Consider the following 24,130-nt stretch of genomic DNA (forward strand, 5'->3'; position numbering starts at 1 on the left):
GGACCCTGTGTGCGGCTAGGCCTGTGCGACGTCGAGTTCGACGACCGCCCAGGCGAGCGCCGGCAGCGTCAACCGCAGCGAGCCGTCGACGAGGGCGACGTCCTCGAGCGGGCGCAGCCCCACCCGGTCCTGCGCGTCCTGGGTGTTCGCGCTGAACCGGTCGCCGTTCTCCGGCACCGTGAGAACCTCGGCGGAGCGGATCCTCGTCGCCGTGAGGCCGCGAAGGGCAAGCGACACGTCGGCGCGATCGTCGAGCGAACGGTTGGCGATGAAGAGCGCGAGCCTGCCGGTCTCCTCGTCCCATGTCGCGGCCGCGTCCACAGCATCGACGCCGCCGAACTTCTTCGTCTCGAGCTGATCCGCCGTCACGGCCAGGCGCAGGATCCGGCCGCGGGCGAGCGCCGACATGCGCGCAAACGGCCAGAACGACGCCTGCCGCCAGGCGGGCCCGCCCTCTTCGGAACGGATCGGCGCGATCACGTTGACGAGCTGGGCCTGGTTGGCAATGTGGACCCGGTCGCCGTGACGCAGCAGGCTGTGCAGGAACGTCCCCACCACGACCGCATCGGTGACGTTGTAGGTGTCTTCGATGAGGCGCGGGTGCGTGCGCCAGTCCTTCGACACCTGGTGCGGCTGATCCTCGGTGTCGAGACCGGACTGATACCAGACGTTCCACTCGTCGAACGAGATGTTGACGTTCTTCGAGTGCTTCCCGGCGGCCTTCACGGCGTCGATGGTCGAGATGACGCCGTCGATGAACTCGTCCATGTCGACGGCCTCGGCGAGGAACGAGGCCGCGTCGCCGTCGTGCTCCTGGTAATAGGCGTGCATCGAGATGTAGTCGACCTCTTCGTAGGCGTGCGTCAGCACCGTGTGCTCCCACGTCCCGAAGCTCGGCATGCCGCGATTCGATGACCCGACGGCGACCAGTTCGATGCTCGGGTCGACGAGCCGCATGGCCTTCGCCGTCTCCTGCGCGAGCCGTCCGTATTCGTGGGCCGTCTTGTGACCGATCTGCCAGGGGCCGTCGAGCTCGTTGCCGAGGCACCAGAGCTTGATGCCGAACGGATCCTCGGCGCCGTTCTTTCGGCGCAGCTCAGACCACGTCGTGCCGCCCGGGTGATTCGCATACTCGACGAGCGCCCGCGCCTCGTCGACGCCGCGCGTGCCGAGGTTGATCGCCTCCATGACCTCGACCCCGGCCTCGCGCGACCAGTCGACGAACTCGTGGAGGCCGAAGGCGTTGGTCTCGATGGTGTGCCAGGCACCGTCGATGCGCGTGGGGCGGTCCGCGACGGGTCCGACGCCGTCCTCCCAGTTGTACCCGGAGACGAAGTTGCCGCCCGGGTATCGCACGACGGTGGGGCCCATCTCCTTGACGAGTTCGAGCACGTCGGTGCGGAAGCCCTTCGCGTCCGCCGCGGGGTGGCCCGGCTCATAAATCCCCGTGTAGACGCAGCGGCCCATGTGTTCGACGAACGAGCCGAAGAGGCGGCGGGGAACCGGGGCGATCGTGAAGTCGCGGTCGATCGTGATGCGTGCGGTTGTCATATGCGTGATGTCCTTCGCGTGAGAGGGGCAGGGTTACTGGCCACCGAAGCCGGAGGTGGCGACGCCCTTGACGATCTGCTTCTGGAAGATCATGAAGACGACGATGAGGGGCAGCGCCGCGAGCACCGCCTGCGCCATGACCTGTGCGTACTGCACGCCATAGGCGCTGATGACCGTCTGTAGACCCACCGGCAGCGTCATCAGGGTCGTGTCGTTGATGACGAGGAAGGGCCAGAGGAAGTTGTTCCAGGCGCCGATGAAGACGAAGATCGCCACGGACGCCAGGATCGGTCGGGACAGCGGCAGGGCGATCGACCAGAAGACGCGGAACCGGCCCGCACCATCCACGCGCGCGGCGTCCTCGAGTTCAATCGGCACCTGATCGAAGAACTTCTTGAGGATGAAGACCATCGCCGGGGCGATCACCTGGGGCAGAATCAGGCCCCAGTGCGTGTCGACCATGTTGAAGGCGAGCATCTCGTAGAACAGCGGGATGATCAGCACCTGCGGCGGCACGACGATCGCGGCAATGATGACGGCGAAGAGCCAGCGCCGGCCGGAGAAGTCGATGCGTGAAAACGCGTACGCGGCGAGTGCCGAGATCGCGACGGTGATGATCGTCACCGCGGCGGAGGTCCAGAGGCTGTTCCACGCCCAGATGTAGACGTTGCCCTGAGACAGGATCGACACGAAGGCGTCGATCGTCGGTCCGCTCGGTCCGATCCAACCGGTGTCGCCCGAGGCCGCATCGGTCTCGGTCTTGAACGCCGTCGCGACCGCCCAGAGGAAAGGCAGGAGCCAGCCGATCGCGAGCACGAGCAGGCAGACGAACGCAACGATCCGGCCGATCGACGTCCCGCGATGCCGTGGGGCGGTGGGTCGCTTCGCCGCTCCGGGGGTGACGAGGGTTTCGGTGGCAGTGGTCATCGTGCACCGGCCTTTGCGCTGTTGCGGCGCCCCGTGACGATCGCCTGTCCGAGGCCGATGATCACGATGAGAGCGAAGAAGATGTAGGAGATCGCCGACGAGTACCCGAAGCGATAGTCGACGAAGCCCGCTTCGTAGATGTACTGGACGATGGAGCGGGTGGTGTCGCTCGAGACGCCGCCGAGCATCTGATACGCCTGGTCGAACAGCTTGAGCGAGGCGAGGACCTGCAGGATGACGATCATGCCCGTGGTCGGACCGAGCTGCGGGATCGTGATCGACCAGATCTGGCGCCACGTGCCGGCGCCGTCGAGGGAGGCTGCCTCGTACTGCTGCGGCGGCACGTTCTGCAGCGCAGCGAGGTACAGCAGGAAGTTGAAGCCGACGGTCCACCACACGGTCGCGATCACGATCGCCATCATGTTGATGTTCGGATCCTGCAGCCACGACACCGGTTCGAGCCCGATCGCCATGAGGATGTTGTTGGCGGCGCCGATCTGCGGGTTGAAGATCCATACCCAGATCTGCGAGATGACGGTCGATGCGAGCAGGTACGGCGTGAAGAACGACAGGCGCCACAGCCACTGTCCCGGCAGGCCCCGATCGACGAGCAACGCCATGACGAGGGCGATGAGGACGAGGGGCACGGTCGAGAGAACGGTGAACCAGGCCGTGTTGCCGAGCGACTGCCACATGACGGGATCCGACAGGGCGTCGGCGTAGTTCGCGAAGCCGACGAGCTCGCCGCCGGCACCCGTGAGCGACTGGTCGGTGAAGCTGAGGTAGATGCCGTGGAGGATCGGCCACACCATGAAGAGCAGGAACGCGACGAGGAACGGGCCGGCGAAGAGCCAGCCGGACAGTTCGTCGCGGCGCGAGTCGGCGGGGCGCCGGCCGTGTCGGGGCGAGCCCGTCACGACGAGCGACGTGTCCGTGCGAGGAGTGACGGCGGTCATGTCAGCTCACCTCCGTGGGATCGGCGGGATTGGGTTGCAAGAGCCGGACGTTCACGGTGTCGATGAACCGGTCGAGGGCCGCTCCGGAGTCGGAACCCGACATGAGCGCTGGTTGAACCGCGCCGCCGAAGTCGCCCTGGAAGTTGGATCCGGATCCGGTGAACCACGCCGGCGGGTCGTAGGTCACGTGCTGCGCGGCCTCGGCGTAATGCGCCTGCGGAACGAGAGTGGAGTACTCGGCGGATTCGGTCACCGGGAGATAAGCGGGGATGTGACCCGCCTCCGCCCAACCGAGCGAGCCCTTCAGCAGGTCCGCGACGAAGCGATAGCTGAGGTCGCGCTTGGTCTCGTCGGGGGAGGACTGGTGGGGCAGGACGAAGGAGTGCGAGTCGGCGTAGACCGAGGGGGTGCCGAAGATCGTTGGGATCATCGCCATGTCGAAGGGGATGCCGGCGTCCTGCATGGTGCGCAGCTCCCACACGCCGCTGAGGAAGAAGCCGCTCTTGCCGGTCGAGAACTCGGCAACGGCCGTGCCGTAGTCGCTCTGCGCGGCCGCGAGTTCGCCGTCGAGGATCTGCTGCATGAACTCGAGCGACTCGATCGCGACGTCGCGATCGATCCCGAGCGTGCCGCCGAGGGGCATCTCCATCTCGATTCCGTGCTGCGTGTACAGCGTGTAGAACAGGCGCCACATCTGGGCGCCGTCGCCGAGATATCCGTAGGACAGCGCGTGCCCGCCGGAAGCGGTGGCCACGGCGCGGAGCATCTCGAGGAACTCCTCCGGCGAGGACACGGGCTTCAGTCTGCCGTCGGCGCCGAGCACGCCGGCCTTGGCGCAGATGTCCGTGTTGTAGAAGAGCACGAAGGGGTGGGCGTCGAGGGCGATGCTCATCTGCTTGCCGTCGATTCGACCCTTCTCCCAGATGGGGGCGGAGAAGGTCTCCTCCGAGACGCCGAGCGCCGCGAGCTTGTCGAGATCCCACTCGTCGAGGAGACCGCCGGGTGCCCAACCGAGGGTCCGCGTCGCGTGCATGATCGCAACATCCGGGGCCCGGCCGCCCGCGGCGGCCATGGCGAGCTTCGTGTAGTACGGCTCGCCCCACGCCAGAACCGTCGGGCGGACCGCGTACGCGTTCTGCGCGGCCTGGACCTGATCGAGCAACGTGGACATCGTGACCCCGTCGCCCCCGCTCAGCAGGTGCCAGAACTGGAGCTCCGGGCGAGACGAGTTCGCGAAGATCGATCCGCTGCCCGGCGCGCACGACGCGAGGAAGGCGGTCGCCGCCGCGATGCCTCCGAGTGCCAGGAATTGTCGGCGCGAGGCCGAGAACGGTGGTGAGGACATGGGCCACTCCCTCGTGACGATCGAACAGAAATCACCGGATTACATCGATGTAACCGCGGGCGCAGACTCATCGTCGCAGGCCGGACGCGGACGCGCAAGGGGGGACTGCTAGCTCGCCGTGGAAGCGCGCTCGATGATCCTGAAGGGATGCGCGAGCGCGCGTGGCGGGAGGTCGACGCCCTCGATGCGCTCGACGAGCATTCCCACCGCCGACTCCGCGATGCGGTCGAGCCCGAAATCGACCGTCGTCAGCGACGGCGTCGTGAATCGGGAGAGCTCCACGTTGTCGAAGCCGGTCACCAGGACGTCGTCGGGCACGCGGATTCCGTGTCGGTGCAGTGCGCTGAGCACGCCGAGCGCGAGCGAGTCGGTGAAGGCGATGACGGCGTCGAAGGCGCGCCCGCGAGCGATCAGCCGTTCCATTGCCTCCGCCGCCGATGCGGTGTGCCACGTCTCCGGCGCGACCGTGAGCAGTGGGTCGAGGGCAATGCCCGCGGCCGCGACCGCGTCGGTCACGCCGGCGAAGCGGATCCGGCTCGTCGCGGTCCTGAGCCCCGCGCCATCCGCGGATCCGCCCATGACGGCGATCCTGCGTGCTCCGCGGGAGATCACGAAGCGGGCCACCTCCGCGGCGGCGGCTCGGTTGTCGACGATCGCGGAATCGGCGGCGTGCTGCTCGACCTCGCCGATGACGACGACGGGCGGGAGGTGGGCGAGCGTGGTGACGACGGTGTCCTCGAGGCGGATGGGGTTGAGGATCAGGCCGTCGACGCGGTGCGCCTGCGCGCGCGAGATCAGCTCGCGCTCGCGCTCGGGGCGGCTCGCCGTCTCTTCGATCTGCACCGCGAAGCCTCGGCGGTGGGCCGATTCGACGAGGAGGTGGAGCAATTCGGCCGAGTAGGCCGTGTCGAGGTCGGGCAGCGCGACGCCGATGATGCCGGTGCGGCCGTTTCGCAGCTCGCGGGCGCTGAGGTTCGGCACGAAGTCGAGCTCGCGGATCGCCGCTTCGACGCGCTCGCGCGTCTCGGGCCGCACGGTGAACGCACCCGTGACGACGTTCGAGACGGTCTTCGTCGACACGCCCGCGACCCGCGCGACATCGCGCATCGTGACGCGGGCGTGCGAAGACATGCCCACAGACTACGCGGGCCCCGCGCGCCGCGCGTGTCGCGCGGCCGGGGATCCCGGCGGAGGAGAGGTCCGCGCTTGACAGGGTGGGCGAGGCCCTGCCATCCTGAATTTCAACGTTTACTTACAACGTTTACCGATCTTTCATTCGCAGCACAGCAAGGAAGCTCATGCCCCACGCGCACCTCACCGTCGACCCGCGCTTCGCGATCGGCCCGATCCGCCGGAACCTGTTCGGCGGCTTCGTCGAGCACCTCGGCCGCCACATCTACACCGGAATCTTCGAGCCCGGGCACGCCACGGCGGACGCCGAGGGCTTCCGCCAGGACGTCATCGATCTCGTGCGGGAGCTCGGCGTCGAGACGATCCGGTACCCCGGCGGCAACTTCGTCTCGGGCTTCCGATGGGAAGACAGCGTCGGCCCCCGCGACCAGCGCCCGCGCCGCCTCGACCTGGCATGGCACTCGACGGAGACCAACGAGGTCGGCCTGCACGAGTTCGCCTCCTGGCTCGAGAAGGTCGACAGCGAACTGATGATGGCCGTCAACCTCGGAACGCGGGGAGTGCTGGAGGCGCTCGACCTCTTCGAGTACACGAACGTGTCCGCGCAGACGACGCTGACCGAGCGGCGCGCGGCCAACGGCCGAAAGGATCCGTTCGGGGTCCAGATGTGGTGCCTGGGCAACGAGATGGACGGCCCCTGGCAGCTCGGCCACCGCTCCGCCGAGGACTACGGCAAGATCGCGTCGCAGACCGCGAAGGCCCTCCGGCAGGTCGACGAGAACGTCACGCTCATCGTGTGCGGCTCCTCGAGCGCGCACATGCCGACCTTCGGCGAGTGGGAGCGCGTGGTGCTACAGCACTCCTACGACGACGTCGACCTCATCTCGTGCCACGCCTATTACGAGCCGAAGGACGGCGACCTCGATTCGTTCCTCGCCTCGGGCGTCGACATGGACGGCTTCATCGACACCGTTGTGAAGACGGCCGATCACGTGGGCGCCGTTCGCGGATCCTCGAAGAAGATCGACATTTCCTTCGACGAATGGAACGTCTGGTACCAGAGCCGCTTCCACGACGAGGACCAGATCCACGACCCCGACGTGTGGCCCGTCGCACCGCGACTGCTCGAGGACGTCTACTCCGTCATCGACGCCGTCGTCTTCGGCGACCTGATGATCACCCTGCTGCGTCACGCCGATCGCGTCGCGAGCGCCTCGCTCGCGCAGCTCGTGAACGTCATCGCCCCGATCATGACCGAGCCGGGCGGAATCGCGTGGCGCCAGACCACCTTCTTCCCGTTCTCGATCACCTCGCGCCTCGCCCGGGGAACCGCCCTCGAGGTCAAGGTCGACGCGCCGACGTATGAGACGAAGCGTTTCGGCACGGTCTCGCTCGTCGACACCGTCGCAACGCACGACGCCGAGACGGGCGAGAGCGCAGTCTTCCTCGTCAACCGCTCGCAGACCGAGTCGATCGAGGTCACGGTCGACGCCTCCGCGCTCGGTGCCTCGACGATCCGCGAGACGCACACCCTCGCGGACGACGACATCCACGCGAAGAACACGCTCGAGGATCCCGAGCGCGTCGCCCCGCGCACGAACGACTCGGCGCGCCTTGAGGACGGTGCTCTCACGATCACGTTGCCGCCCGTATCCTGGACAGCGATCGCGCTCGCCTAACGGAGGATGGCAATGACGCAAGAACGCAACTGGGCCGAGAACTTCGCGTACTCCGCGGAGCGCGTGCTGCATCCGCGCTCGATCGATGAGCTGCGCGACGCGCTCGCAGGCTCCGGCCCGATCCGCGCGATCGGATCCCGTCACTGCTTCAACGACATCGCGGACACGAGCGGCACGCTCGTCTCGCTGGCGGAGATGCCCCGCGAGATCGAGGTGACGGGGGAGTCGGTGCGGATCGCCGGCGGACTCCGTTACGGCGATGTCGCCCCGGTTCTCGAAGAGCACGGGCGGGCGCTCGCGAACCTCGCCTCCCTTCCGCACATCTCGGTCGCCGGCGCGATCGCGACAGGTACGCACGGATCCGGCGACCGGCTGGCGTCGCTTGCGACGGCGGTGCGGTCGGTGACCTTCCTCACGAGCGAGGGCGAGGAGGTGACCCTGTCGCGCGAGGACGCCTCCTTCGGCGGCGCGCCCGTGCACCTCGGGTCTCTCGGCATCGTCACAGCGCTCGAGCTCGACACGGAGCCGAGCTACGAGGTCGCGCAGTACACCTTCGACGGGCCCAGCTGGGCGGAGATCCTGTCCGACTACGACGCCGTCACCTGCCTCGGTGACAGCGTCAGCCTCTTCACGACGTGGCACGACACGGAGCGCGCCGATCAGCTGTGGGTCAAGACGCGCGGCGCGGGAGTCGACGAGCGCACGGTTGCGCGCCTCGGCGCAACCCCCGCGGACGGGCCGAGGCACCCGATCCTCGGCGTGGATCCCGTCGCCTGCAACCCGCAGCTCGGAGTCAAGGGGCCGTGGTTCCAGCGTCTGCCGCACTTCCGCATGGACTTCACGCCGAGCGTCGGAGCGGAGCTGCAGAGCGAGTTCCTCATCGCCCGCGAGCACGCGCCCGCCGCGATCGAGGCCGTGTCGGAGATCGCGCACGTGATCTCGCCCCTGCTCTTCGTCAACGAGATCCGCTCCGTCGCCGCGTCCGAGCTGTGGCTCGACCCGGCATACGGCCGCGATTCGGTCGCCTTGCACTTCACGTGGCACCGCGACGAGCCAGCGGTGCGCGAGGTGCTGACGGAACTCGAGGCCGCTCTCGAACCGTTCGACGCACGCCCGCACTGGGGCAAGATCTTCACCCGTTCCGGCGAGGCCGTCGCGGAGCAGTACCCTCGGTTCGACGATTTCCGAGAGCTGCATCAGAAGATGGATCCGGCGGGGCGCCTGCTCAACGAGTACACGCGCCGGCTCGGGCTGTAGCGGGCGGTTCGGTGGTCGCCACGCTCAAGGACGTCGCGGCTCGGGCGGGGGTGTCGATCAAGACCGTCTCGAACGTGATCCACGATCATCCCCACATCCGCGACTCGACGCGCGAGCGCGTCGAGCGGGCGATCGCCGAACTCGGCTACGCCCCGAACCACACGGCGCGCAGCCTGCGGTCGGGGCGGACCGGAGTCATCGCGCTTGCCGTGCCGGACCTGTCGCTCAGTTACTTCGCGGAGCTCGCCGGCTCGGTCATCGCCGTCGCGGAGGAGCGCGGCCTCGCCGTGCACATCGAACAGACCGGCGGAACGCGGGAGCGCGAACTCGCGCTGTTGCAGCCACCGCGCCTGCGCATGACGGACGGACTGCTCTTCAGCCCGCTCGCGATGGACCACGGAGACGTCGGCGCACTCGACGTGGGATACCCCCTCGTCCTGCTCGGCGAGCGCATCTTCGATGGCCCCGCGGATCACGTCACAATGCAGAACACGGAGGCGGCCCGCGCCGCGACGGAGTACCTACTGGACCGCGGTCGCCGCCGCATCGCGCTCCTCGGCGCGGACGAGAACGCCGAGATGGGGTCCGCGGCGTTGCGCCTGGCGGGATACCGCGCGGCGCTCGAGGCGCGGGGGATCGCATACGATCCCGGCCTCGTGCGGGGTGCCGAGACGTGGCACCGTCGCGACGGGGTCGAGGTGACGCGCCGCCTGATCGACGAGGGGCCGTCCTTCGACGCGCTGTTCGCGCTCAACGACACGCTCGCCTTCGGGGCGCTGCGCGCGCTCGAGGAGAGGGGCCTTGCGGTGCCCGGCGATGTCGCCGTCATGGGCTTCGACAACGTGGACGAGAGCGCCTATTCGATACCCTCGCTCACGACGATCGAGCCCGGTCGCGAGTGGATCGCGCGCGAGGCCGTCGACCTTCTCTCCCGGCGGATCGAGGATCCAACGAGCGACCCGTGCACGAAGTTCGCGAGCTATCGCATCGTGCAGCGCGAGTCGGCGCCGTAGGGTCTACTTCTTCTTGCTCTTCTTCGGCTTGGTGTCGGGCTTGGTGCCGCCGCGCACGTACTTGTACTCGGAGCCCGCGATGGGGGAGTCGTCCGACACCGTGCCGCCCTTGGAGGCCTTTCGGATGTCGAGAATCATCCCGAGCGAGAGGGCGAAGGTGATCGCCCAGCTCAGCCATGCGAGCGCGACCCGCCAGGTGAACGGCTGCTGGTCTGCTCCCCTGAGGAGCGAGTATCCGCTGGTGATCGCTCCGATGATGCCCGTGCCGAGAAGATACTTGCGCATAGCCACAGGCTACTAGGCTGGGCGGCGAAGAAGGAGCGTGCACAGATGTCGCAAGCCGAACTCGTAGTCGTCGCCAACCGCCTTCCCGTCGACCGTGTCGAAGGCCCTGATGGGGAGCCCATGTGGCGCACCTCACCGGGAGGCCTCGTCACCGCATTGGAGCAGGTGATGCGGGGCATGGACGGGGCCTGGGTCGGATGGGGCGGTAAAGCAGATCTCGATATCGAACCGTTCGACTTCGACGGCACCCGCCTCGTACCGGTGTCGCTCTCGGAGGCCGAGCTGCGCGACTATTACGAGGGATTCTCGAACGGTACGATCTGGCCCCTGTACCACGACGTCATCGCTACGCCCGAGTTCAAGCGCTCGTGGTGGGACGCGTATGTCCGGGTCAACCGGCGCTTCGCCGAGGCCGCCGCGGAGGCGGTCGCGGAGGGCGGATTCGTCTGGGTGCAGGATTACCAGCTGCAACTCGTTCCGCAGATGGTCCGGGAGCTGCGCCCCGACGTGACGATCGGATACTTCCACCACATTCCGTTCCCGGCATACGCGCTCTACGCGCAGTTGCCGTGGCGCCGGCAGGTGCTCGAGGGGCTCCTCGGCGCCGACGTGATCGGGTTCCAGCGCGTCGCGGACGCGGGCAACTTCCAGCGGTCGATCCGACGCCTGCTGCACTACCCGACGAAGGGCGACACGGTCACCGTTCCGACGATCGACGATCAGCAGCGCACGGTCATCGCGAAGTCCTACCCGATCTCGATCGACGTCGATGCCTTCCTCGAGCTCGCGCGCAAGCCCGAGGTCATCGCCCGGGCGAAGGAGCTGCGCGAGCAGATCGGATCCGCGAAGCTGATGCTCGGCGTCGATCGCCTCGACTACACGAAGGGCATCCGACACCGCCTCAAGGCGTACGGAGAGCTGCTGGCGGACGGGCACCTCACGGGGGAGCAGGCGACGCTCGTGCAGATCGCGAGCCCGTCGCGCCCCGGCGTCGAGGCGTATCAGGATCTGCGCGACGAGATCGAGAAGACGGTTGCCCGCATCAACGGCGACTACTCCTCGGTCGAGACCACCGCCATCCGATACCTGCACCAGGGATATCCGCGCGAGGAGATGGTGGCGCTGTACCTCGCCGCGGACGTCATGCTCGTCACCGCGCTGCGCGACGGCATGAACCTCGTGGCGAAGGAGTACGTCGCCGTGCGCCAGGACAACACCGGCGTACTCGTGCTGAGCGAGTTCGCCGGCGCCGCGGATGAGCTCGGAAGCGCGCTCCTCGTCAATCCCCACGACATCGAGGGGATGAAGGACATCATGATGCGCGCGTTGTCGATGCCCGAGGCGGAGCAGGCCCGTCGGATGAAGACGATGCGCAAGAAGGTCATCGACAACGACGTGGCCCGGTGGGGGCGCAACTTCGTCGCCGACATCGAGCACATCCGCGACGCGCGGAGGAACGCGTGACGGGGCTCGACGAGCGGATCCGATCGGTCGCGTCCGCCCGTCGGCTCCTGGTCGCCCTCGATTTCGACGGGACGCTGTCGCCGCTCGTGGCGGATCCGATGTCTGCCCGCGCGACGCCCGCCGCGACGCGCGTCGTCGAGCGGCTGTCCCGCCTCGACGGTGTGACCGTCGCGCTCGTGTCCGGCCGCTCTCTCCGCGACCTTCGCATCATCGCGGAGCACGGGGACGACTCGGGTGTCTGGCTCGTCGGATCCCACGGAAGCGAGCGCTGGACCCCGTCCGGCGGGCTCGCGTCCGCCGCCGCTGACCCCGGATCCGCCGCGATTCGTGCGCGCGCGGAGACGATCGCGGCGGCCTTCGAGGGCGCGTGGATCGAGGACAAGACCTTCGGCTTCGCGCTGCATACCCGCACTTCGACGGCGGAGGCCGAGGCGGGCGCGCACGATGCCGTGGACGCGCTGATGCGCGACGCGGCGCCCCAGTGGCGGCGCCGGGAGGGCAAGCACGTGCTCGAGTTCTCGTGGCGACACGAGGGAAAGGACACCGCGGTCGCGGAGCTCCGCGCCGAACTCGGCGCGGATGCCGTCGTCTTCGCGGGCGACGACGTGACGGACGAGGACGCGCTTCGCTCGCTCGGCGACGGCGATCTGGGGATCCGAGTGGGAGAGGGCGACACGGCCGCGCATACACGTGTCGACAACATCGGTGGTCTGGTCGATGTGCTCGATCGGATCGCCGAAGTCCGTGCATCGTGGTCGACTCCGGAGTGACCCGGGTGGCAATTCACGCAGGTGTCCGTGAGTTCGCTGAGTGTCGAATAGACTCTTCGTGTGAGTGACGAAGCAGGTTCCCGTACCGATGCACTAGACTTAGTGCACGGTCGATTCACCGGCGGCACAACCGGTCCGCGAGTCGATCGGGTCGCGTCTGTACGCGATGGTGATCTGATCCGGGTCGTAGTCCTCACTCGCACGCTCGACATACTCGTCGGCGCTGCAGAGTTCGTCTCCCGCCGCTCTGGCCTGAGGCACTTCCGCCCGCGTTTTACCCGCGGTGTTCTCGCGCAGTTCGCGAACCCCGTCCTCCCCATCGCTCACGGAGCGGTATCGGGTTGACGTCCCGCACTGCATCAACGACGCTCGACTGAATCAGGGAAGCATTATGCCCGCAGAATCCACTTCCGCCATTCCTCGGCCGCCCGCCGGATCGGCAGCGAACGCCCCCGTCATGACGGGAGCCGCGGCGGTGGTCCGCTCGCTCGAGCTGCTCGGCGTAGACGACGTATTCGGTCTTCCCGGCGGCGCGATCCTGCCCGCCTACGACGCCCTCATGCACGCCACCTCGCTGAACCACATCCTCGTGCGACACGAGCAGGGCGCCGGCCACGCGGCCGAGGGGTACGCCGCCGCGAGCGGCAAGGTCGGCGTCGCGATCGCGACGTCGGGACCGGGCGCGACGAACCTCGTCACGGCGATCGCCGATGCCTACATGGACTCGGTGCCGCTGGTCGCCATTACGGGCCAGGTGTTCTCGACGCTGATGGGAACCGACGCGTTCCAGGAGGCCGACATCGTCGGCATCACGATGCCGATCACGAAGCACTCGATCCTCGTCAAGCGCGCCGAGGAGATTCCCGGTGCGATCGCGCAGGCCTTCGAGATCGCCTCGACCGGTCGTCCGGGACCGGTGCTCGTCGACATCACGAAGGACGCACAGCAGGCCGAGGCCCCGTTCATCTGGCCGCCGAGCTATGAACTGCCGGGCTACCGTCCCGTCACGAAGGCCCACGGCAAGCAGATCCAGGCCGCGGCGGCACTCATCGCGCAGTCGAAGCAGCCCGTGCTCTACGTCGGCGGCGGTGTCATCCGCGCCCGCGCCTCGGAGGAGCTGAAGACCTTCGCCGAGACCACCGGCGCGCCCGTCGTGACGACGCTCATGGCGCGCGGCGCCTTCCCCGACTCGCACGAGCAGCACCTCGGCATGCCCGGCATGCACGGCGCCGTCCCCGCGGTGCTCGCGCTGCAGGAGAGCGACCTCATCGTCGCCCTCGGCGCGCGCTTCGACGACCGCGTGACCGGCAAGACGGAGCTCTTCGCTCCCAACGCCAAGGTGATCCACGTCGACATCGACCCCGCCGAGATCGGAAAGATCCGTGCCGCGGAGGTGCCGATCGTCGGTGACGTGCGCGAGGTGCTCGTCGACCTCGACACGGCGTACCGCTCGGCCGTCGCAGGCCAGGCCCCCGACTTCACCGAGTGGTGGGCGCACCTGAACGACCTTCGCGAGCGCTACCCGCTCGGCTACACGGCCCCGACCGACGGTCTGCTCGCTCCGCAGCACATCATCAGCCGCATCGGCGAGCTGACCGGCCCCGAGGGCGTGTTCGTCGCCGGCGTCGGTCAGCACCAGATGTGGTCGGCGCAGTTCATCAAGTACGAACGGCCGAACTCGTGGCTCAACTCGGGCGGCGCCGGCACGATGGGCTACTCGGTGCCCGCGGCGATGGGCGCCAAGGTCGCGCAGCCGGACCGCGCGGTGTGGGCGATCGACGGCGACGGCTGCTTCCAGATGACCAACCAGGAGCTCGCGACCTGCGTGCTCAACAACATCCCGATCAAGGTCGCCGTCATCAACAACTCGTCGCTCGGCATGGTGCGCCAGTGGCAGACGCTCTTCTACGACGGGCGCTACTCGCACACCGAGCTCAACACGGGCCACGACTCCCGGCGGGTCCCCGACTTCGTGAAGCTGGCCGATGCGTACGGCTGCCTCGCCATCCGAGTGGAGAAGGAAGAGGAGATCGACGACGCAATCAAACTCGCCCTCGAGACGAACGATCGCCCCGTCGTGATCGACTTCGTCGTCTCGAGCGACGCGATGGTGTGGCCGATGGTCCCCCAGGGCGTGAGCAACAGCTACGTCCAGTACGCACGCGACCACTCGCCGGCATTCGACCAGGAGGCATGACATGTCGACACACGTTCTGAGTCTCCTCGTCGAGGACACCCCCGGTCTGCTGACGCGCGTCTCGGGCCTCTTCGCCCGCCGCGGCTTCAACATTCACTCGCTCGCGGTCGGCGTGACCGAGGTGCCCGGTCTGTCGCGCATCACGGTCGTCGTCGACGTCGAGGCCCACCCGCTCGAGCAGGTCACGAAGCAGCTGAACAAGCTCATCAACGTCGTGAAGATCGTCGAGCTCGACCCGGCTGCCTCGGTGCAGCGCCAGCACATGCTCGTCAAGGTGCGCGCCGACAACGTCACGCGAGCGAACGTGCTCGAGGTCGTGAACCTGTTCCGCGCGAACGTGGTCGACTACGCGCCGGACTCGCTCGTCATCGAAATCACGGGCGACCAGGGCAAGGTCGACGCATTCCAGAGGGCGATCGCGCCCTTCGGAATCAAGGAAATCTCGCAGTCGGGCCTTCTCGCGCTCGGCCGCGGACCGAAGTCGATCTCCGAGCGCGCCCTGCGCTGAGCGACGACACCAGACATCACCACACCACTCAAACAAGGAGCAACACAGTGGCAGAGATCCTCTACGACCAGGACGCAGACCTGTCGATCATCCAGTCCAAGAAGGTCGCGATCGTGGGCTACGGCTCGCAGGGTCACGCGCACGCGCAGAACCTTCGCGACTCGGGTGTCGAGGTCGCCGTCGCACTGCGTGAGGGCTCGAAGTCGGCGCAGAAGGCCGCCGACGACGGCTTCCCGGTGAAGAACGTCGCCGACGCGACCGCGTGGGCCGACGTCATCATGATCCTCGCGCCGGACCAGAACCAGCGCTCGATCTACTCCGAGAGCATCAAGCCGAACCTCGCCGAGGGCAAGGCCCTCGCCTTCGCGCACGGCTTCAACATCCGCTTCGGCCTCATCGAGGCGCCCGAGGGCGTCGACGTGATCCTCATCGCCCCGAAGGCCCCGGGCCACACGGTGCGTCGCGAGTTCGTCGCGGGCCGCGGCATCCCGGACATCATCGGTGTCGAGAAGGACGCCTCGGGCAACGCCTGGGCCCTTGCGCTCTCGTACGCGGCCGGCATCGGCGGAACCCGCGCGGGCGTCATCAAGACGACGTTCACCGAGGAGACCGAGACCGACTTGTTCGGCGAGCAGGCCGTGCTCTGCGGTGGCATGAGCCACCTCGTGCAGGCCGGCTTCGAGACCCTCACCGAGGCGGGCTACCAGCCGCAGATCGCCTACTTCGAGGTTCTCCACGAGCTGAAGCTCATCGTCGACCTCATGTGGGAGGGCGGCATCGCCAAGCAGCGCTGGTCGATCTCGGACACCGCCGAGTTCGGTGACTACGTCTCGGGCCCGCGCGTCATTGACCAGCACGTCAAGGACAACATGAAGGCCGTGCTCGCCGACATCCAGTCCGGTGCCTTCGCGAAGCGCTTCATCGACGACCAGGACGCCGGAGCGCCCGAGTTCAAGAAGCTCCGCGCCGAAGAAGAGCAGCACCCGATCGAGTCCACCGGTCGCGAGCTCCGCGCCCTGTTCTCGTGGCAGAACAGCGACGACGACTACACCGAGGGCACCGCTGCGCGGTGACCTCGGCGTAATCGGGACGACGGCGCCGTTGGTTCGCTTCGCTCACGGCGACGCTGGCGCGTCGCGGACCGTGGGCACCGCTGCGCGGTGACCTCGGCGTAGTCGGGACGACGGCGCCGTTGGTTCGCTTCGCTCACGGCGACGCTGGCGCGTCCCTCACAAACCGCCCCTGCGCAATGCGCGCGGGGGCGGTTTTCGCGTCTAGGGTCTTGTCATGGACGACAGGCATCGTGAGGAGTTCCGGCGGATCCTCGAGGCGCGCCTCGAGGACGTGCTCGCGGCCCGCCGGAGACGCTCCGAGGATCTGACCGAGCTGGCCGATGCGCGCTCCGCCGCCACCGCGGACGACGAGCACGACCCCGAGGGCGCGACGCTCTCGGACGAGTGGTCGCGCATTGTGGGCCTCGACGCCGAGGCCGAACGGGAACTGCGCGCAATCGACGACGCACAGAAGCGGCTCGCGGAAGGGCGCTTTGGGACGTGCGAGGCGTGCGGGAGCCCGATCCCCGTGGCGCGCCTCCGCATTCGCCCCACCGCAACCATGTGCGTGAACTGCGCCTCGAGAAGCTGATTTATCCACAGATTCGGCGAAACCGCGATATCCATCCACAATCGCGCCTCCGCGCCCGCGGCGCCGTCGCCGGATCCGCGATGCTGACACCATGACTGACGCGACGGCTCTCGCCGAACTCGACTACCGCCCCCTGACCGACGACCGTGACATCGAGCGCCTCGTCAACGTGTTGCTCGAACGGCCCTCGGTCGCACGGACCTGGATCATGCTCCTCGACGACCAGTTGCGCTCGACGAGGGTGATCATCCCGATCGACGACCTTCCGAATGACCCTCAGGCTCCCGCTGCGATGCCGAGCGGCGGGCCCGTGAGCGCCGCCCGCGTGCTCGGGGACCGCATCGCCCAGATCGTCGATCAGACCCCCGCCGCGTCCGTCGTCGTCATCTGGGAGCGCCCGGGCGTTCCCGGAACGGATCCGCACCTGATTCGTTGGGTGGAGGGCATGCGGGAGGGCTTCTCCCAAAATCCGCTCGCTCTCAGGGCGCAGCTCGTGCTGACTGACGAGGGAGCGCGGGTCCTGGGCGGCTCAGCCTCGAGCCGTGTCGCGTGACGCGCGCCACCGCACGAACGCGACGAGCGCCGCGGCGAAGAGAACGAAACCCGCGGCGATCACGACGATATAGCTCGCGACGCCGCCCCATCCTCCCTGGGCGTGCGGATTCAGGAACGGATACGGGTACCAGTACGGTGCCGCGCCCACGGGCGAGATGATGAACGGCGCACGGATGAACGTGTAGGTGAGATACGCGACGACGTATCCGAGCGGCAGGAGGATGGTGCCCCAGGGCACGCGCCGGGGCCGCGGCGAGACGATCACGTCGACGAGCAACACCAGGGGTGCGATCACGTGCATGAGCTCGTTCGTCCAATCGACGAAGGGAGCGATTCCGCCATCGCGCTCAAGACCGCGGAGCAGCACGTTGTAGACCATGCCCGTGAGGATCATGCAGCAGGCCGTAAGAATCTGCAAACCCGCCAGCGGTATCGGCTGCGCGAGGCCGCGACGTCCCTTCGTGAATCCCCATATCGCTGCGAGGCCGAGGTACACGGCGGCCATGATGTTCGACTCGATCGTGAAGAAACTGAAGTAGTTCGCCACGTACGTCGGCACGTGCGAACCGGAGGGCGTCTCGTTCACGAGCACGTACTGGAGGTCGTGGACGAGCAGGTAGATCACCGCGGCAGCGGTCACGGCGGCGGCCGCCGCGCGGACGACGGACCAGAGGGTCAGAAACCGCGCACCGGCGACGTTGTCGGGGGACATGCTGGAAATGCTATCGATCATCGCGCGAAGTTCCGCACGGCGCACCCGTGTCGCCCCGCAGTGCGCGCCGCGTCCCGGAAGAACCCTCGTGACGACGCGGCCGCTGTGCTATTCTTGAGTGTCACTCGTGGGCGTCGTGCGCGCGCGTGGCAATCCCAATCCAACTGCTTCGGATCCACGAAGCGTCGCCCGCTTGCTCGCGGGTGCGGATCCGCAAGCCCGAGATAGACCCCTGAAGGCTAACCACTACATGACTAACGAAACGACCGCCCCGGCCACCACGCAGGTCGCGATCAACGACATCGGCTCTGCTGAGGACTTCCTGGCCGCGGTCGAGAAGACTCTCAAGTTCTTCAACGACGGCGACATCATCGAGGGCGAGATCGTCAAGATCGACCGCGATGAGGTTCTCCTCGACGTCGGGTACAAGACCGAGGGTGTCATCCCCTCGCGTGAGCTCTCCATCAAGCACGACGTCAACCCTGACGACGTCGTCAACGTGGGTGACCAGATCGAGGCCCTCGTTCTCCAGAAGGAGGACAAGGAAGGCCGCCTCATCCTGTCGAAGAAGCGTGCGCAGTACGAGCGCGCGTGGGGCGATGTCGAGCAGGTCAAGGAGAACGACGGTGTCGTCAAGGGCACCGTTATCGAGGTCGTCAAGGGTGGTCTCATCCTCGACATCGGTCTCCGCGGCTTCCTCCCCGCCTCGCTCATCGAGCTGCGCCGCGTGCGCGACCTGACGCCGTACCTCGGCCAGGAGCTCGAGGCGAAGATCCTCGAGCTCGACAAGAACCGCAACAACGTGGTTCTCTCGCGCCGCGCCCTCCTCGAGGAGACGCAGTCGGCCACGCGTGCTCAGTTCCTCAACGGCCTGCACAAGGGCCAGGTCCGCAAGGGTCAGGTCTCGTCGATCGTCAACTTCGGTGCGTTCGTCGACCTCGGTGGCGTTGACGGTCTCGTCCACGTCTCGGAGCTTTCCTGGAAGCACATCGACCACGCCAGCGAGGTCGTCGAGGTTGGTCAGGAAGTCACCGTCGAGGTTCTCGAGGTCGACCTCGACCGCGAGCGCGTCTCGCTGTCGCTGAAGGCGACGCAGGAGGACCCGTGGCAGGTCTTCGCCCGTACCCACCAGATCGGTCAGATCACGCCGGGTAAGGTCACGAAGCTTGTTCCGTTCGGTGCGTTCGTTCGCGTCGCCGACGGCATCGAGGGCCTCGTGCACATCTCGGAGCTGTCGCACAAGCACGTCGAGATGGCGGAGCAGGTTGTGTCGGTCGGCGAGGAGCTCTTCGTCCGCGTCATCGACATCGACCTCGACCGTCGCCGCATCTCGCTGTCGCTGAAGCAGGCCAACGACATGGTTGACCCCAACGGTACCGAGTTCGACCCGTCGCTCTACGGCATGACCACCGAGTACGACGAGAACGGCGAGTACAAGTTCCCCGAGGGCTTCGACCCCGAGACCAACCAGTGGCTCGAGGGCTACGACGAGGCTCGCGTCGCCTGGGAGAACGAGTACGCATCGGCTCAGGCTCGCTGGGAGCAGCACAAGGAGCAGGTTGCCAAGGCCATCGAGGCCGAGGCAAACGCTGAGGACGTCGCGCCCTCGGCATCGAGCAGCTTCTCCTCGGAGAGCTCCTCGACCGGCGCCCTCGCTGACGACGAGGCTCTCGCGGCGCTCCGCGAGAAGCTCGCCGGCAACTAAGTAAGCCAGAAGCGGGCCGGATCCTTCGGGATCCGGCCCGTTTTGCGTTCCCACTCGCCGATGCACACGGCGAAGAGATCGCCTGTGGATAACTTTCGAGGCCGTCGCGCGATTTCGTCTAGCCTGTCGGCATGTCTCGTTTCACCGCTGCAACAGGGCTCGTCCTTCTCGTCACCACCGCGCTCGTCGGCTGCACGCCCGCGGCAGAGCCTGAGCCGGAATGGACGGAAGAGAGCGCCTACGCCGCAGCCGAGGAGACGTTTCGGGCGTATTGGGCGGCTGGTGCTATCGGGAGCGACAAGAGTGAAGAGAAACAGTACATAACTGGTGACTTGCTTGCCCACTACGAGCGTTCGCCACAAGACTCGGGGACTGAAGATTCGATCGAGGTGCGAGGTGAAAGCAAGCTGGGGTCCTTCGTACACGACGAGTACAGGGTAGTGGGAGAAGCAGCCGTCGTTGAAGCCCGGGTTTGTGTCGACGACAGCGACTTTCAGGTGAACGTTGACGGAAATGGTTGGGAATCACCGCGTGAAGACCCGATCTATACGGTTTCAATGCGTTTCATGTCCGTCGGTGGGACGATGCTCCTCGCAAACCTCGATGAGAGCGACGACGACGTATGTTGATGCTCGACCTCATGATCGTGGGATTGTTGAGCGCCGCGGGCCTGCCAGGGCTACCAACGGTGGATTCAGCTACGGCGATCGCGGACTGCAGTTTTGAGGAGCTAAGGCTCGGTGGCTGCGACGGCAACGACGACGACAACCTCGAACTCGAGGAGTTCCGCCCGGGCAATCCGGGGGCTCCCGGCAACCCGAGCCCCAACCAGCCACCTGCACCGAACAACCCCCGGCCGAACCCCAACAACCCCAACCCGCCCGCGTCGCCCGGCGAGCCGGGTGCCCCGCAGGATCCGAACTCGCCGCCGGCGCCGGGGAACGGCGGCTGGCAATGCGAGGACTCGGGCGGAGAACTGCTGGGCAACTCCTGCGTCGACGACCTTGCTCCGGAGCCCGAGGAGCCCGCTCTGCCGGCGGAGCCGGTGGCACCCGAGGCCCCCGATATCCCCGCCGAGATCGACGAGCGAGATGTCGCGAGTTTCGCGCCGGAGCCTGTCGTCCCGACGATCGAGCCGTTTGGCGTTGCGATCATGAATGCGCCGATGAACGTGGCATTCGAGGTGGCCTCGCACACCGTCGGCGGGAGCCTCTTCGACCTGCCGGTGAGCGTCACCTTCACCCCCGACCTCGTCACGATCGACTACGGCGATGGAACGCAGACACAGATTCCGGGATCGGCTGCGACGTGGGACGGGCTCGGCCAGCCGCAGCTCACGCCCACGGCGTCGAGTCACACCTACGGAGAGCGGGGCGTCGTCACCGTGACCGTCGACGTCGCCTATGTCGCGACGGTCGACTTCGGCGAGTGGGGCGTCTTTCCCGTCTCGGGGCACATCGTCTCGCGCGGCGCGGGAACGGAGGTGCAGATCTATGAGAAGCAGTCCTATCTCGTCGAACGCACGTGCCAAGAGGATCCGCAGGGCCCCGGTTGTTGAACGAGTAACCTCGTACTCATGCCGCTCATCGCCCTGACCGGGGGCATCGCCTCGGGAAAGTCCACAATCGCCCGTCGCCTCGCCGAGCACGGGGCGGTTGTCGTGGATGCGGATCGGACCGTGCGGGAGCTCCAGGAACCGGGTCGCCCCGTCTTCGAACAGATCGTCGACGCCTTCGGGCCGGGGGTTGTCGCCCCCGATGGATCGCTGAATCGCCCGGCCCTCGGATCCATCGTCTTCGACGACCCCGACAAGCTCGCGACCCTCAACGCGATCGTGCACCCGGCCGTGCGCGACGAGACGCAGCGCCGGTTCCGCGAGGCGTTCGCTGCGGATCCGGACGCCGTCGTGGTCTACGACGTGCCCCTGCTGCGCGAGGCGCGCGGAACGGGGGAGTGGGACAGAATCGTCGTCGCGCACGCGCCTGCCGCCGTGCGCATCGAGCGCATGGTCGTCGACCGTGGCATGACGCGCGACGACGCGGCGGCGCGGGTCCGCAATCAGGCGTCCGACGAGGATCGATTGGCACTCGCCGATGTCGTGATCGACACCTCCGGCACGATCGAGCACACGCTCGAGCAGGCCGACCGCCTCTGGGACGACCTCCGCGCGAATTGAATCGCGAGCGTTGCGGCGAGCCGGCGCCGATCCCCGTCCGCGTCGAGCGGCCGGGCGCGGCCCGCCGGCGAGGCGGAGCCCGAGCGCGAGCGCGAACGCATCCGGGCGCTGGTCGCGGATCCCGTGTCGGAGGTTCGGCATAGCCTTAATACATGGAGACCAGACGCAGCGTGCGGCCCTTCGAGGTCATCAGCGAGTACGAGCCCTCGGGCGACCAGCCCAAAGCCATCGCCGAGCTCGCAGCGCGCATCAACGCCGGTGAGACCGACATCGTCCTGCTCGGTGCGACCGGAACGGGTAAGTCGGCGACGACGGCGTGGCTCATCGAGCAGATCCAGCGCCCGACACTCGTGCTCGCGCACAACAAGACGCTCGCGGCCCAGCTCGCGAACGAGTTCCGCGATCTGATGCCCAACAACGCCGTCGAATACTTCGTCTCGTACTACGACTACTACCAGCCCGAGGCATACGTTCCGCAGTCCGACACCTTCATCGAGAAGGACTCGTCGATCAACGCGGAGGTCGAACGGCTGCGGCACTCGACGACGAACTCGCTGCTGAGCCGGCGCGACGTGATCGTCGTCAGCACGGTGTCGTGTATCTACGGCCTCGGATCCCCCGAGGAGTACCTGCGCTCCCTCGTTGCGCTGCAGGTGGGCGAGCAGTACGACCGCGACGCGCTGATCCGCGCGTTCATCAACATGCAGTACAACCGCAACGACGTCGACTTCTCGCGCGGCAACTTCCGCGTGCGAGGCGACACGATCGAGATCATCCCGGTGTATGAGGAGTACGCGATCAGGATCGAGATGTTCGGCGACGAGATCGAACAAATCCTGAAACTCCACCCGCTGACCGGCGAGGTCGTCGAGCGCATGGACGCCGTCGCGGTGTTCCCCGCGACGCACTACGCCGCGGGCGTCGACACGGTCGCGCGCGCGATCAAGACGATCGAGGAGGAGCTCGCCGAGCGGCTGGCCGAGCTCGAGCAGCAGGGCAAGCTGCTCGAGGCGCAGCGCCTCAAGATGCGCACGAGCTTCGATCTCGAGATGCTGCAGCAGATCGGGTTCTGCTCTGGAATCGAGAACTACTCCCGCCACCTCGACGGCCGCGCGCCCGGCGAGCCGCCGCACACGCTCCTCGACTTCTTCCCCGATGACTTCGTGATCGTCATCGACGAGTCGCACGTCACGGTGCCGCAGATCGGTGCGATGTATGAGGGCGACGCGTCTCGCAAGCGCACCCTCGTCGATCACGGCTTCCGCCTCCCGAGCGCCCTCGACAACCGTCCGCTCCGCTTTGACGAGTTCAAGGAGCGGATCGGCCAGGCGGTCTACCTCTCCGCGACGCCCGGTCGCTACGAGATGGACATCGCGGACGGCGTGGTCGAACAGATCATCCGCCCGACCGGTCTCGTCGACCCGCAGGTTGTGATCAAGCCCATTGAAGGCCAGATCGACGACCTGCTCGAGGAGATTCGGGTGCGTGCCGCCCGCGACGAGCGCGTGCTCGTGACGACGCTCACGAAGAAGATGGCCGAAGAGCTCACCGACTTCCTCGACGAGCACGGCGTGCGCGTGCGGTACCTGCACAGCGACGTCGACACGCTGCGCCGCGTCGAGCTGCTCACGGAGCTGCGCCAAGGCGTGTACGACGTGCTCGTCGGCATCAACCTCCTCCGCGAGGGCCTCGACCTGCCAGAGGTCTCGCTCGTGGCGATCCTCGACGCCGACAAGGAGGGGTTCCTGCGCAGCACCACCTCGCTCATCCAGACGATCGGTCGTGCCGCACGAAACGTCTCCGGCGAGGTGCACATGTACGCCGATCGGATCACCGATTCGATGAAGCGCGCGCTCGAGGAGACCGAGCGTCGCCGCGACATTCAGCTCGCCTACAACCGCGAGCACGGCATCGATCCGCAGCCGCTCCGCAAGAAGATCGCCGACATCACCGACCAGCTCGCCCGCGAGGAGGCCGACACGGCGGAGCTGCTGGCCAAGCGCAAGCGGGATCCGCGGGGGAAGGACGGCGGCCGCGGCAGGGCCGCGACGCCGCTCAAGAAGCACGATGGAATCGGCGCCGAGGGTGCGGAGCAGCTCGAGGAGACGATCGCCGACCTCACCCAACAGATGGTTCTCGCCGCGGAGCAGCTCAAGTTCGAGCTCGCCGCGCGCCTGCGCGACGAGGTCAGCGACCTGAAGTCTGCGCTGCGGCAGATGGAACAGGCGGGGCACGCGTAGACCGCTAGGGTAGGG

Annotated in this window: 23 protein-coding genes; 16 read left to right on the forward strand and 7 right to left on the reverse strand. The window is 67.3% G+C overall.

All coding sequences use genetic code 11. The features are described from left to right. Positions 1 to 15: 15 nt before the first annotated feature. The 5 genes from arfA (IEX05_RS03885) to IEX05_RS03905 all read right to left on the reverse strand — a co-directional run bounded on the left by arfA (IEX05_RS03885) (position 16) and on the right by IEX05_RS03905 (position 5,910). Positions 16 to 1,551, reverse strand: coding sequence for an arabinosylfuranosidase ArfA (arfA, locus tag IEX05_RS03885; protein WP_188700075.1), 1,536 nt, complete (start codon positions 1,549 to 1,551; stop codon positions 16 to 18). Positions 1,552 to 1,584: 33 nt separating this feature from the next. Then, positions 1,585 to 2,478, reverse strand: a complete 894-nt coding sequence (locus IEX05_RS03890) for a carbohydrate ABC transporter permease (RefSeq protein ID WP_188700076.1) — start codon at positions 2,476 to 2,478, stop codon at positions 1,585 to 1,587. Then, positions 2,475 to 3,434 carry a carbohydrate ABC transporter permease gene (locus tag IEX05_RS03895; protein ID WP_188700077.1) on the reverse strand — a complete coding sequence of 320 codons (960 nt, stop codon included), beginning with the start codon at positions 3,432 to 3,434 and terminating at the stop codon, positions 2,475 to 2,477. The genes IEX05_RS03890 and IEX05_RS03895 overlap by 4 nt, the downstream gene beginning before the upstream one ends. 1 nt (position 3,435) lies before the next feature. Beyond that, positions 3,436 to 4,779, reverse strand: coding sequence for an extracellular solute-binding protein (locus IEX05_RS03900; protein WP_188700078.1), 1,344 nt, complete (start codon positions 4,777 to 4,779; stop codon positions 3,436 to 3,438). A 108-nt stretch (positions 4,780 to 4,887) separates the two neighbouring features. Next, positions 4,888 to 5,910, reverse strand: coding sequence for a LacI family DNA-binding transcriptional regulator (locus IEX05_RS03905; RefSeq protein WP_188700079.1), 1,023 nt, complete (start codon positions 5,908 to 5,910; stop codon positions 4,888 to 4,890). Between the two features lie 167 nt (positions 5,911 to 6,077). Between IEX05_RS03905 and arfA (IEX05_RS03910) the strand changes: the two genes are divergently transcribed. The 3 genes from arfA (IEX05_RS03910) to IEX05_RS03920 are packed head-to-tail and all read left to right on the forward strand — an operon-like array spanning position 6,078 to position 9,859. Continuing rightward, a complete protein-coding gene (gene arfA / locus IEX05_RS03910; protein WP_188700080.1) occupies positions 6,078 to 7,589 on the forward strand; it encodes an arabinosylfuranosidase ArfA in 1,512 nt (503 codons plus the stop codon). Positions 7,590 to 7,601: 12 nt separating this feature from the next. Continuing rightward, on the forward strand, positions 7,602 to 8,846 hold the full coding sequence (locus tag IEX05_RS03915) for a D-arabinono-1,4-lactone oxidase (protein ID WP_188700081.1): 1,245 nt from the start codon (positions 7,602 to 7,604) through the stop codon (positions 8,844 to 8,846). Positions 8,847 to 8,857: 11 nt separating this feature from the next. Continuing rightward, positions 8,858 to 9,859, forward strand: coding sequence for a LacI family DNA-binding transcriptional regulator (locus IEX05_RS03920; protein ID WP_188700082.1), 1,002 nt, complete (start codon positions 8,858 to 8,860; stop codon positions 9,857 to 9,859). A gap of 3 nt (positions 9,860 to 9,862) precedes the next feature. Here the strand turns inward: IEX05_RS03920 and IEX05_RS03925 are convergent, their stop codons facing one another. Further along, positions 9,863 to 10,144, reverse strand: a complete 282-nt coding sequence (locus IEX05_RS03925; RefSeq protein WP_188700083.1) for a hypothetical protein — start codon at positions 10,142 to 10,144, stop codon at positions 9,863 to 9,865. Between the two features lie 45 nt (positions 10,145 to 10,189). Between IEX05_RS03925 and otsA the strand changes: the two genes are divergently transcribed. From otsA to IEX05_RS03965, 8 genes are all read left to right on the forward strand, one after another. Beyond that, positions 10,190 to 11,608 (forward strand): alpha,alpha-trehalose-phosphate synthase (UDP-forming), encoded by a 1,419-nt coding sequence (otsA, locus tag IEX05_RS03930; RefSeq protein WP_188700084.1) that lies wholly within the window; start codon positions 10,190 to 10,192, stop codon positions 11,606 to 11,608. Then, positions 11,605 to 12,378: a trehalose-phosphatase gene (gene otsB, locus IEX05_RS03935; protein ID WP_188700085.1), complete on the forward strand. Its 774-nt coding sequence runs from the start codon at positions 11,605 to 11,607 to the stop codon at positions 12,376 to 12,378. Before otsA ends, otsB begins: the two co-directional genes overlap by 4 nt. 102 nt (positions 12,379 to 12,480) lie before the next feature. Continuing rightward, complete coding sequence (locus tag IEX05_RS03940) at positions 12,481 to 12,723, forward strand: dihydroxy-acid dehydratase domain-containing protein (RefSeq protein WP_229661144.1); 243 nt, start codon at positions 12,481 to 12,483, stop codon at positions 12,721 to 12,723. Between the two features lie 46 nt (positions 12,724 to 12,769). Further along, a complete protein-coding gene (locus IEX05_RS03945) occupies positions 12,770 to 14,575 on the forward strand; it encodes an acetolactate synthase large subunit (RefSeq protein ID WP_188700087.1) in 1,806 nt (601 codons plus the stop codon). A gap of 1 nt (position 14,576) precedes the next feature. Beyond that, positions 14,577 to 15,083: an acetolactate synthase small subunit gene (gene ilvN / locus IEX05_RS03950; protein WP_188700088.1), complete on the forward strand. Its 507-nt coding sequence runs from the start codon at positions 14,577 to 14,579 to the stop codon at positions 15,081 to 15,083. Between the two features lie 47 nt (positions 15,084 to 15,130). Then, complete coding sequence (ilvC, locus tag IEX05_RS03955; RefSeq protein WP_188700089.1) at positions 15,131 to 16,156, forward strand: ketol-acid reductoisomerase; 1,026 nt, start codon at positions 15,131 to 15,133, stop codon at positions 16,154 to 16,156. Positions 16,157 to 16,370: 214 nt separating this feature from the next. Next, on the forward strand, positions 16,371 to 16,727 hold the full coding sequence (locus IEX05_RS03960) for a TraR/DksA family transcriptional regulator (protein ID WP_188700090.1): 357 nt from the start codon (positions 16,371 to 16,373) through the stop codon (positions 16,725 to 16,727). A gap of 91 nt (positions 16,728 to 16,818) precedes the next feature. Then, on the forward strand, positions 16,819 to 17,280 hold the full coding sequence (locus tag IEX05_RS03965) for a hypothetical protein (RefSeq protein WP_188700091.1): 462 nt from the start codon (positions 16,819 to 16,821) through the stop codon (positions 17,278 to 17,280). Here IEX05_RS03965 and IEX05_RS03970 read toward each other — a convergent pair. Beyond that, positions 17,257 to 17,994 carry a Pr6Pr family membrane protein gene (locus IEX05_RS03970; RefSeq protein ID WP_188700092.1) on the reverse strand — a complete coding sequence of 246 codons (738 nt, stop codon included), beginning with the start codon at positions 17,992 to 17,994 and terminating at the stop codon, positions 17,257 to 17,259. The genes IEX05_RS03965 and IEX05_RS03970 overlap by 24 nt on opposite strands. A 250-nt stretch (positions 17,995 to 18,244) precedes the next feature. On the opposite strand from IEX05_RS03970, the gene rpsA reads away from it, so the two are divergent. The 5 genes from rpsA to uvrB all read left to right on the forward strand — a co-directional run bounded on the left by rpsA (position 18,245) and on the right by uvrB (position 24,115). Next, positions 18,245 to 19,699: a 30S ribosomal protein S1 gene (gene rpsA / locus IEX05_RS03975; protein WP_188700093.1), complete on the forward strand. Its 1,455-nt coding sequence runs from the start codon at positions 18,245 to 18,247 to the stop codon at positions 19,697 to 19,699. A 131-nt stretch (positions 19,700 to 19,830) separates the two neighbouring features. Further along, positions 19,831 to 20,328, forward strand: coding sequence for a hypothetical protein (locus IEX05_RS03980; RefSeq protein WP_188700094.1), 498 nt, complete (start codon positions 19,831 to 19,833; stop codon positions 20,326 to 20,328). A gap of 59 nt (positions 20,329 to 20,387) precedes the next feature. Continuing rightward, on the forward strand, positions 20,388 to 21,257 hold the full coding sequence (locus IEX05_RS03985; RefSeq protein ID WP_188700095.1) for a hypothetical protein: 870 nt from the start codon (positions 20,388 to 20,390) through the stop codon (positions 21,255 to 21,257). Positions 21,258 to 21,275: 18 nt separating this feature from the next. Then, positions 21,276 to 21,875 (forward strand): dephospho-CoA kinase, encoded by a 600-nt coding sequence (coaE, locus tag IEX05_RS03990; protein WP_188700096.1) that lies wholly within the window; start codon positions 21,276 to 21,278, stop codon positions 21,873 to 21,875. Between the two features lie 152 nt (positions 21,876 to 22,027). After that, on the forward strand, positions 22,028 to 24,115 hold the full coding sequence (uvrB, locus tag IEX05_RS03995) for an excinuclease ABC subunit UvrB (protein ID WP_188700097.1): 2,088 nt from the start codon (positions 22,028 to 22,030) through the stop codon (positions 24,113 to 24,115). Positions 24,116 to 24,130: the final 15 nt, after the last annotated feature.

This window comes from Microbacterium nanhaiense, from assembly GCF_014646015.1.
GTDB lineage: Bacteria > Actinomycetota > Actinomycetes > Actinomycetales > Microbacteriaceae > Microbacterium > Microbacterium nanhaiense.

Excerpts from the sequence above, each read along its gene's own strand:
- IEX05_RS03960 (WP_188700090.1), top strand. The coding sequence starts at position 16,371 with ATGGACGACAGGCATCGTGAGGAGTTCCGGCGGATCCTCGAGGCGCGC.
- IEX05_RS03970 (WP_188700092.1), bottom strand. The coding sequence starts at position 17,994 with ATGTCCCCCGACAACGTCGCCGGTGCGCGGTTTCTGACCCTCTGGTCC.
- IEX05_RS03980 (WP_188700094.1), top strand. The coding sequence starts at position 19,831 with ATGTCTCGTTTCACCGCTGCAACAGGGCTCGTCCTTCTCGTCACCACC.
- ilvN (WP_188700088.1), top strand. The coding sequence starts at position 14,577 with ATGTCGACACACGTTCTGAGTCTCCTCGTCGAGGACACCCCCGGTCTG.
- IEX05_RS03945 (WP_188700087.1), top strand. The coding sequence starts at position 12,770 with ATGCCCGCAGAATCCACTTCCGCCATTCCTCGGCCGCCCGCCGGATCG.
- IEX05_RS03895 (WP_188700077.1), bottom strand. The coding sequence starts at position 3,434 with ATGACCGCCGTCACTCCTCGCACGGACACGTCGCTCGTCGTGACGGGC.
- coaE (WP_188700096.1), top strand. The coding sequence starts at position 21,276 with ATGCCGCTCATCGCCCTGACCGGGGGCATCGCCTCGGGAAAGTCCACA.
- IEX05_RS03905 (WP_188700079.1), bottom strand. The coding sequence starts at position 5,910 with ATGTCTTCGCACGCCCGCGTCACGATGCGCGATGTCGCGCGGGTCGCG.
- IEX05_RS03900 (WP_188700078.1), bottom strand. The coding sequence starts at position 4,779 with ATGTCCTCACCACCGTTCTCGGCCTCGCGCCGACAATTCCTGGCACTC.
- arfA (WP_188700075.1), bottom strand. The coding sequence starts at position 1,551 with ATGACAACCGCACGCATCACGATCGACCGCGACTTCACGATCGCCCCG.
- IEX05_RS03965 (WP_188700091.1), top strand. The coding sequence starts at position 16,819 with ATGACTGACGCGACGGCTCTCGCCGAACTCGACTACCGCCCCCTGACC.
- IEX05_RS03925 (WP_188700083.1), bottom strand. The coding sequence starts at position 10,144 with ATGCGCAAGTATCTTCTCGGCACGGGCATCATCGGAGCGATCACCAGC.
- arfA (WP_188700080.1), top strand. The coding sequence starts at position 6,078 with ATGCCCCACGCGCACCTCACCGTCGACCCGCGCTTCGCGATCGGCCCG.
- IEX05_RS03915 (WP_188700081.1), top strand. The coding sequence starts at position 7,602 with ATGACGCAAGAACGCAACTGGGCCGAGAACTTCGCGTACTCCGCGGAG.
- rpsA (WP_188700093.1), top strand. The coding sequence starts at position 18,245 with ATGACTAACGAAACGACCGCCCCGGCCACCACGCAGGTCGCGATCAAC.
- IEX05_RS03890 (WP_188700076.1), bottom strand. The coding sequence starts at position 2,478 with ATGACCACTGCCACCGAAACCCTCGTCACCCCCGGAGCGGCGAAGCGA.
- otsA (WP_188700084.1), top strand. The coding sequence starts at position 10,190 with ATGTCGCAAGCCGAACTCGTAGTCGTCGCCAACCGCCTTCCCGTCGAC.
- uvrB (WP_188700097.1), top strand. The coding sequence starts at position 22,028 with ATGGAGACCAGACGCAGCGTGCGGCCCTTCGAGGTCATCAGCGAGTAC.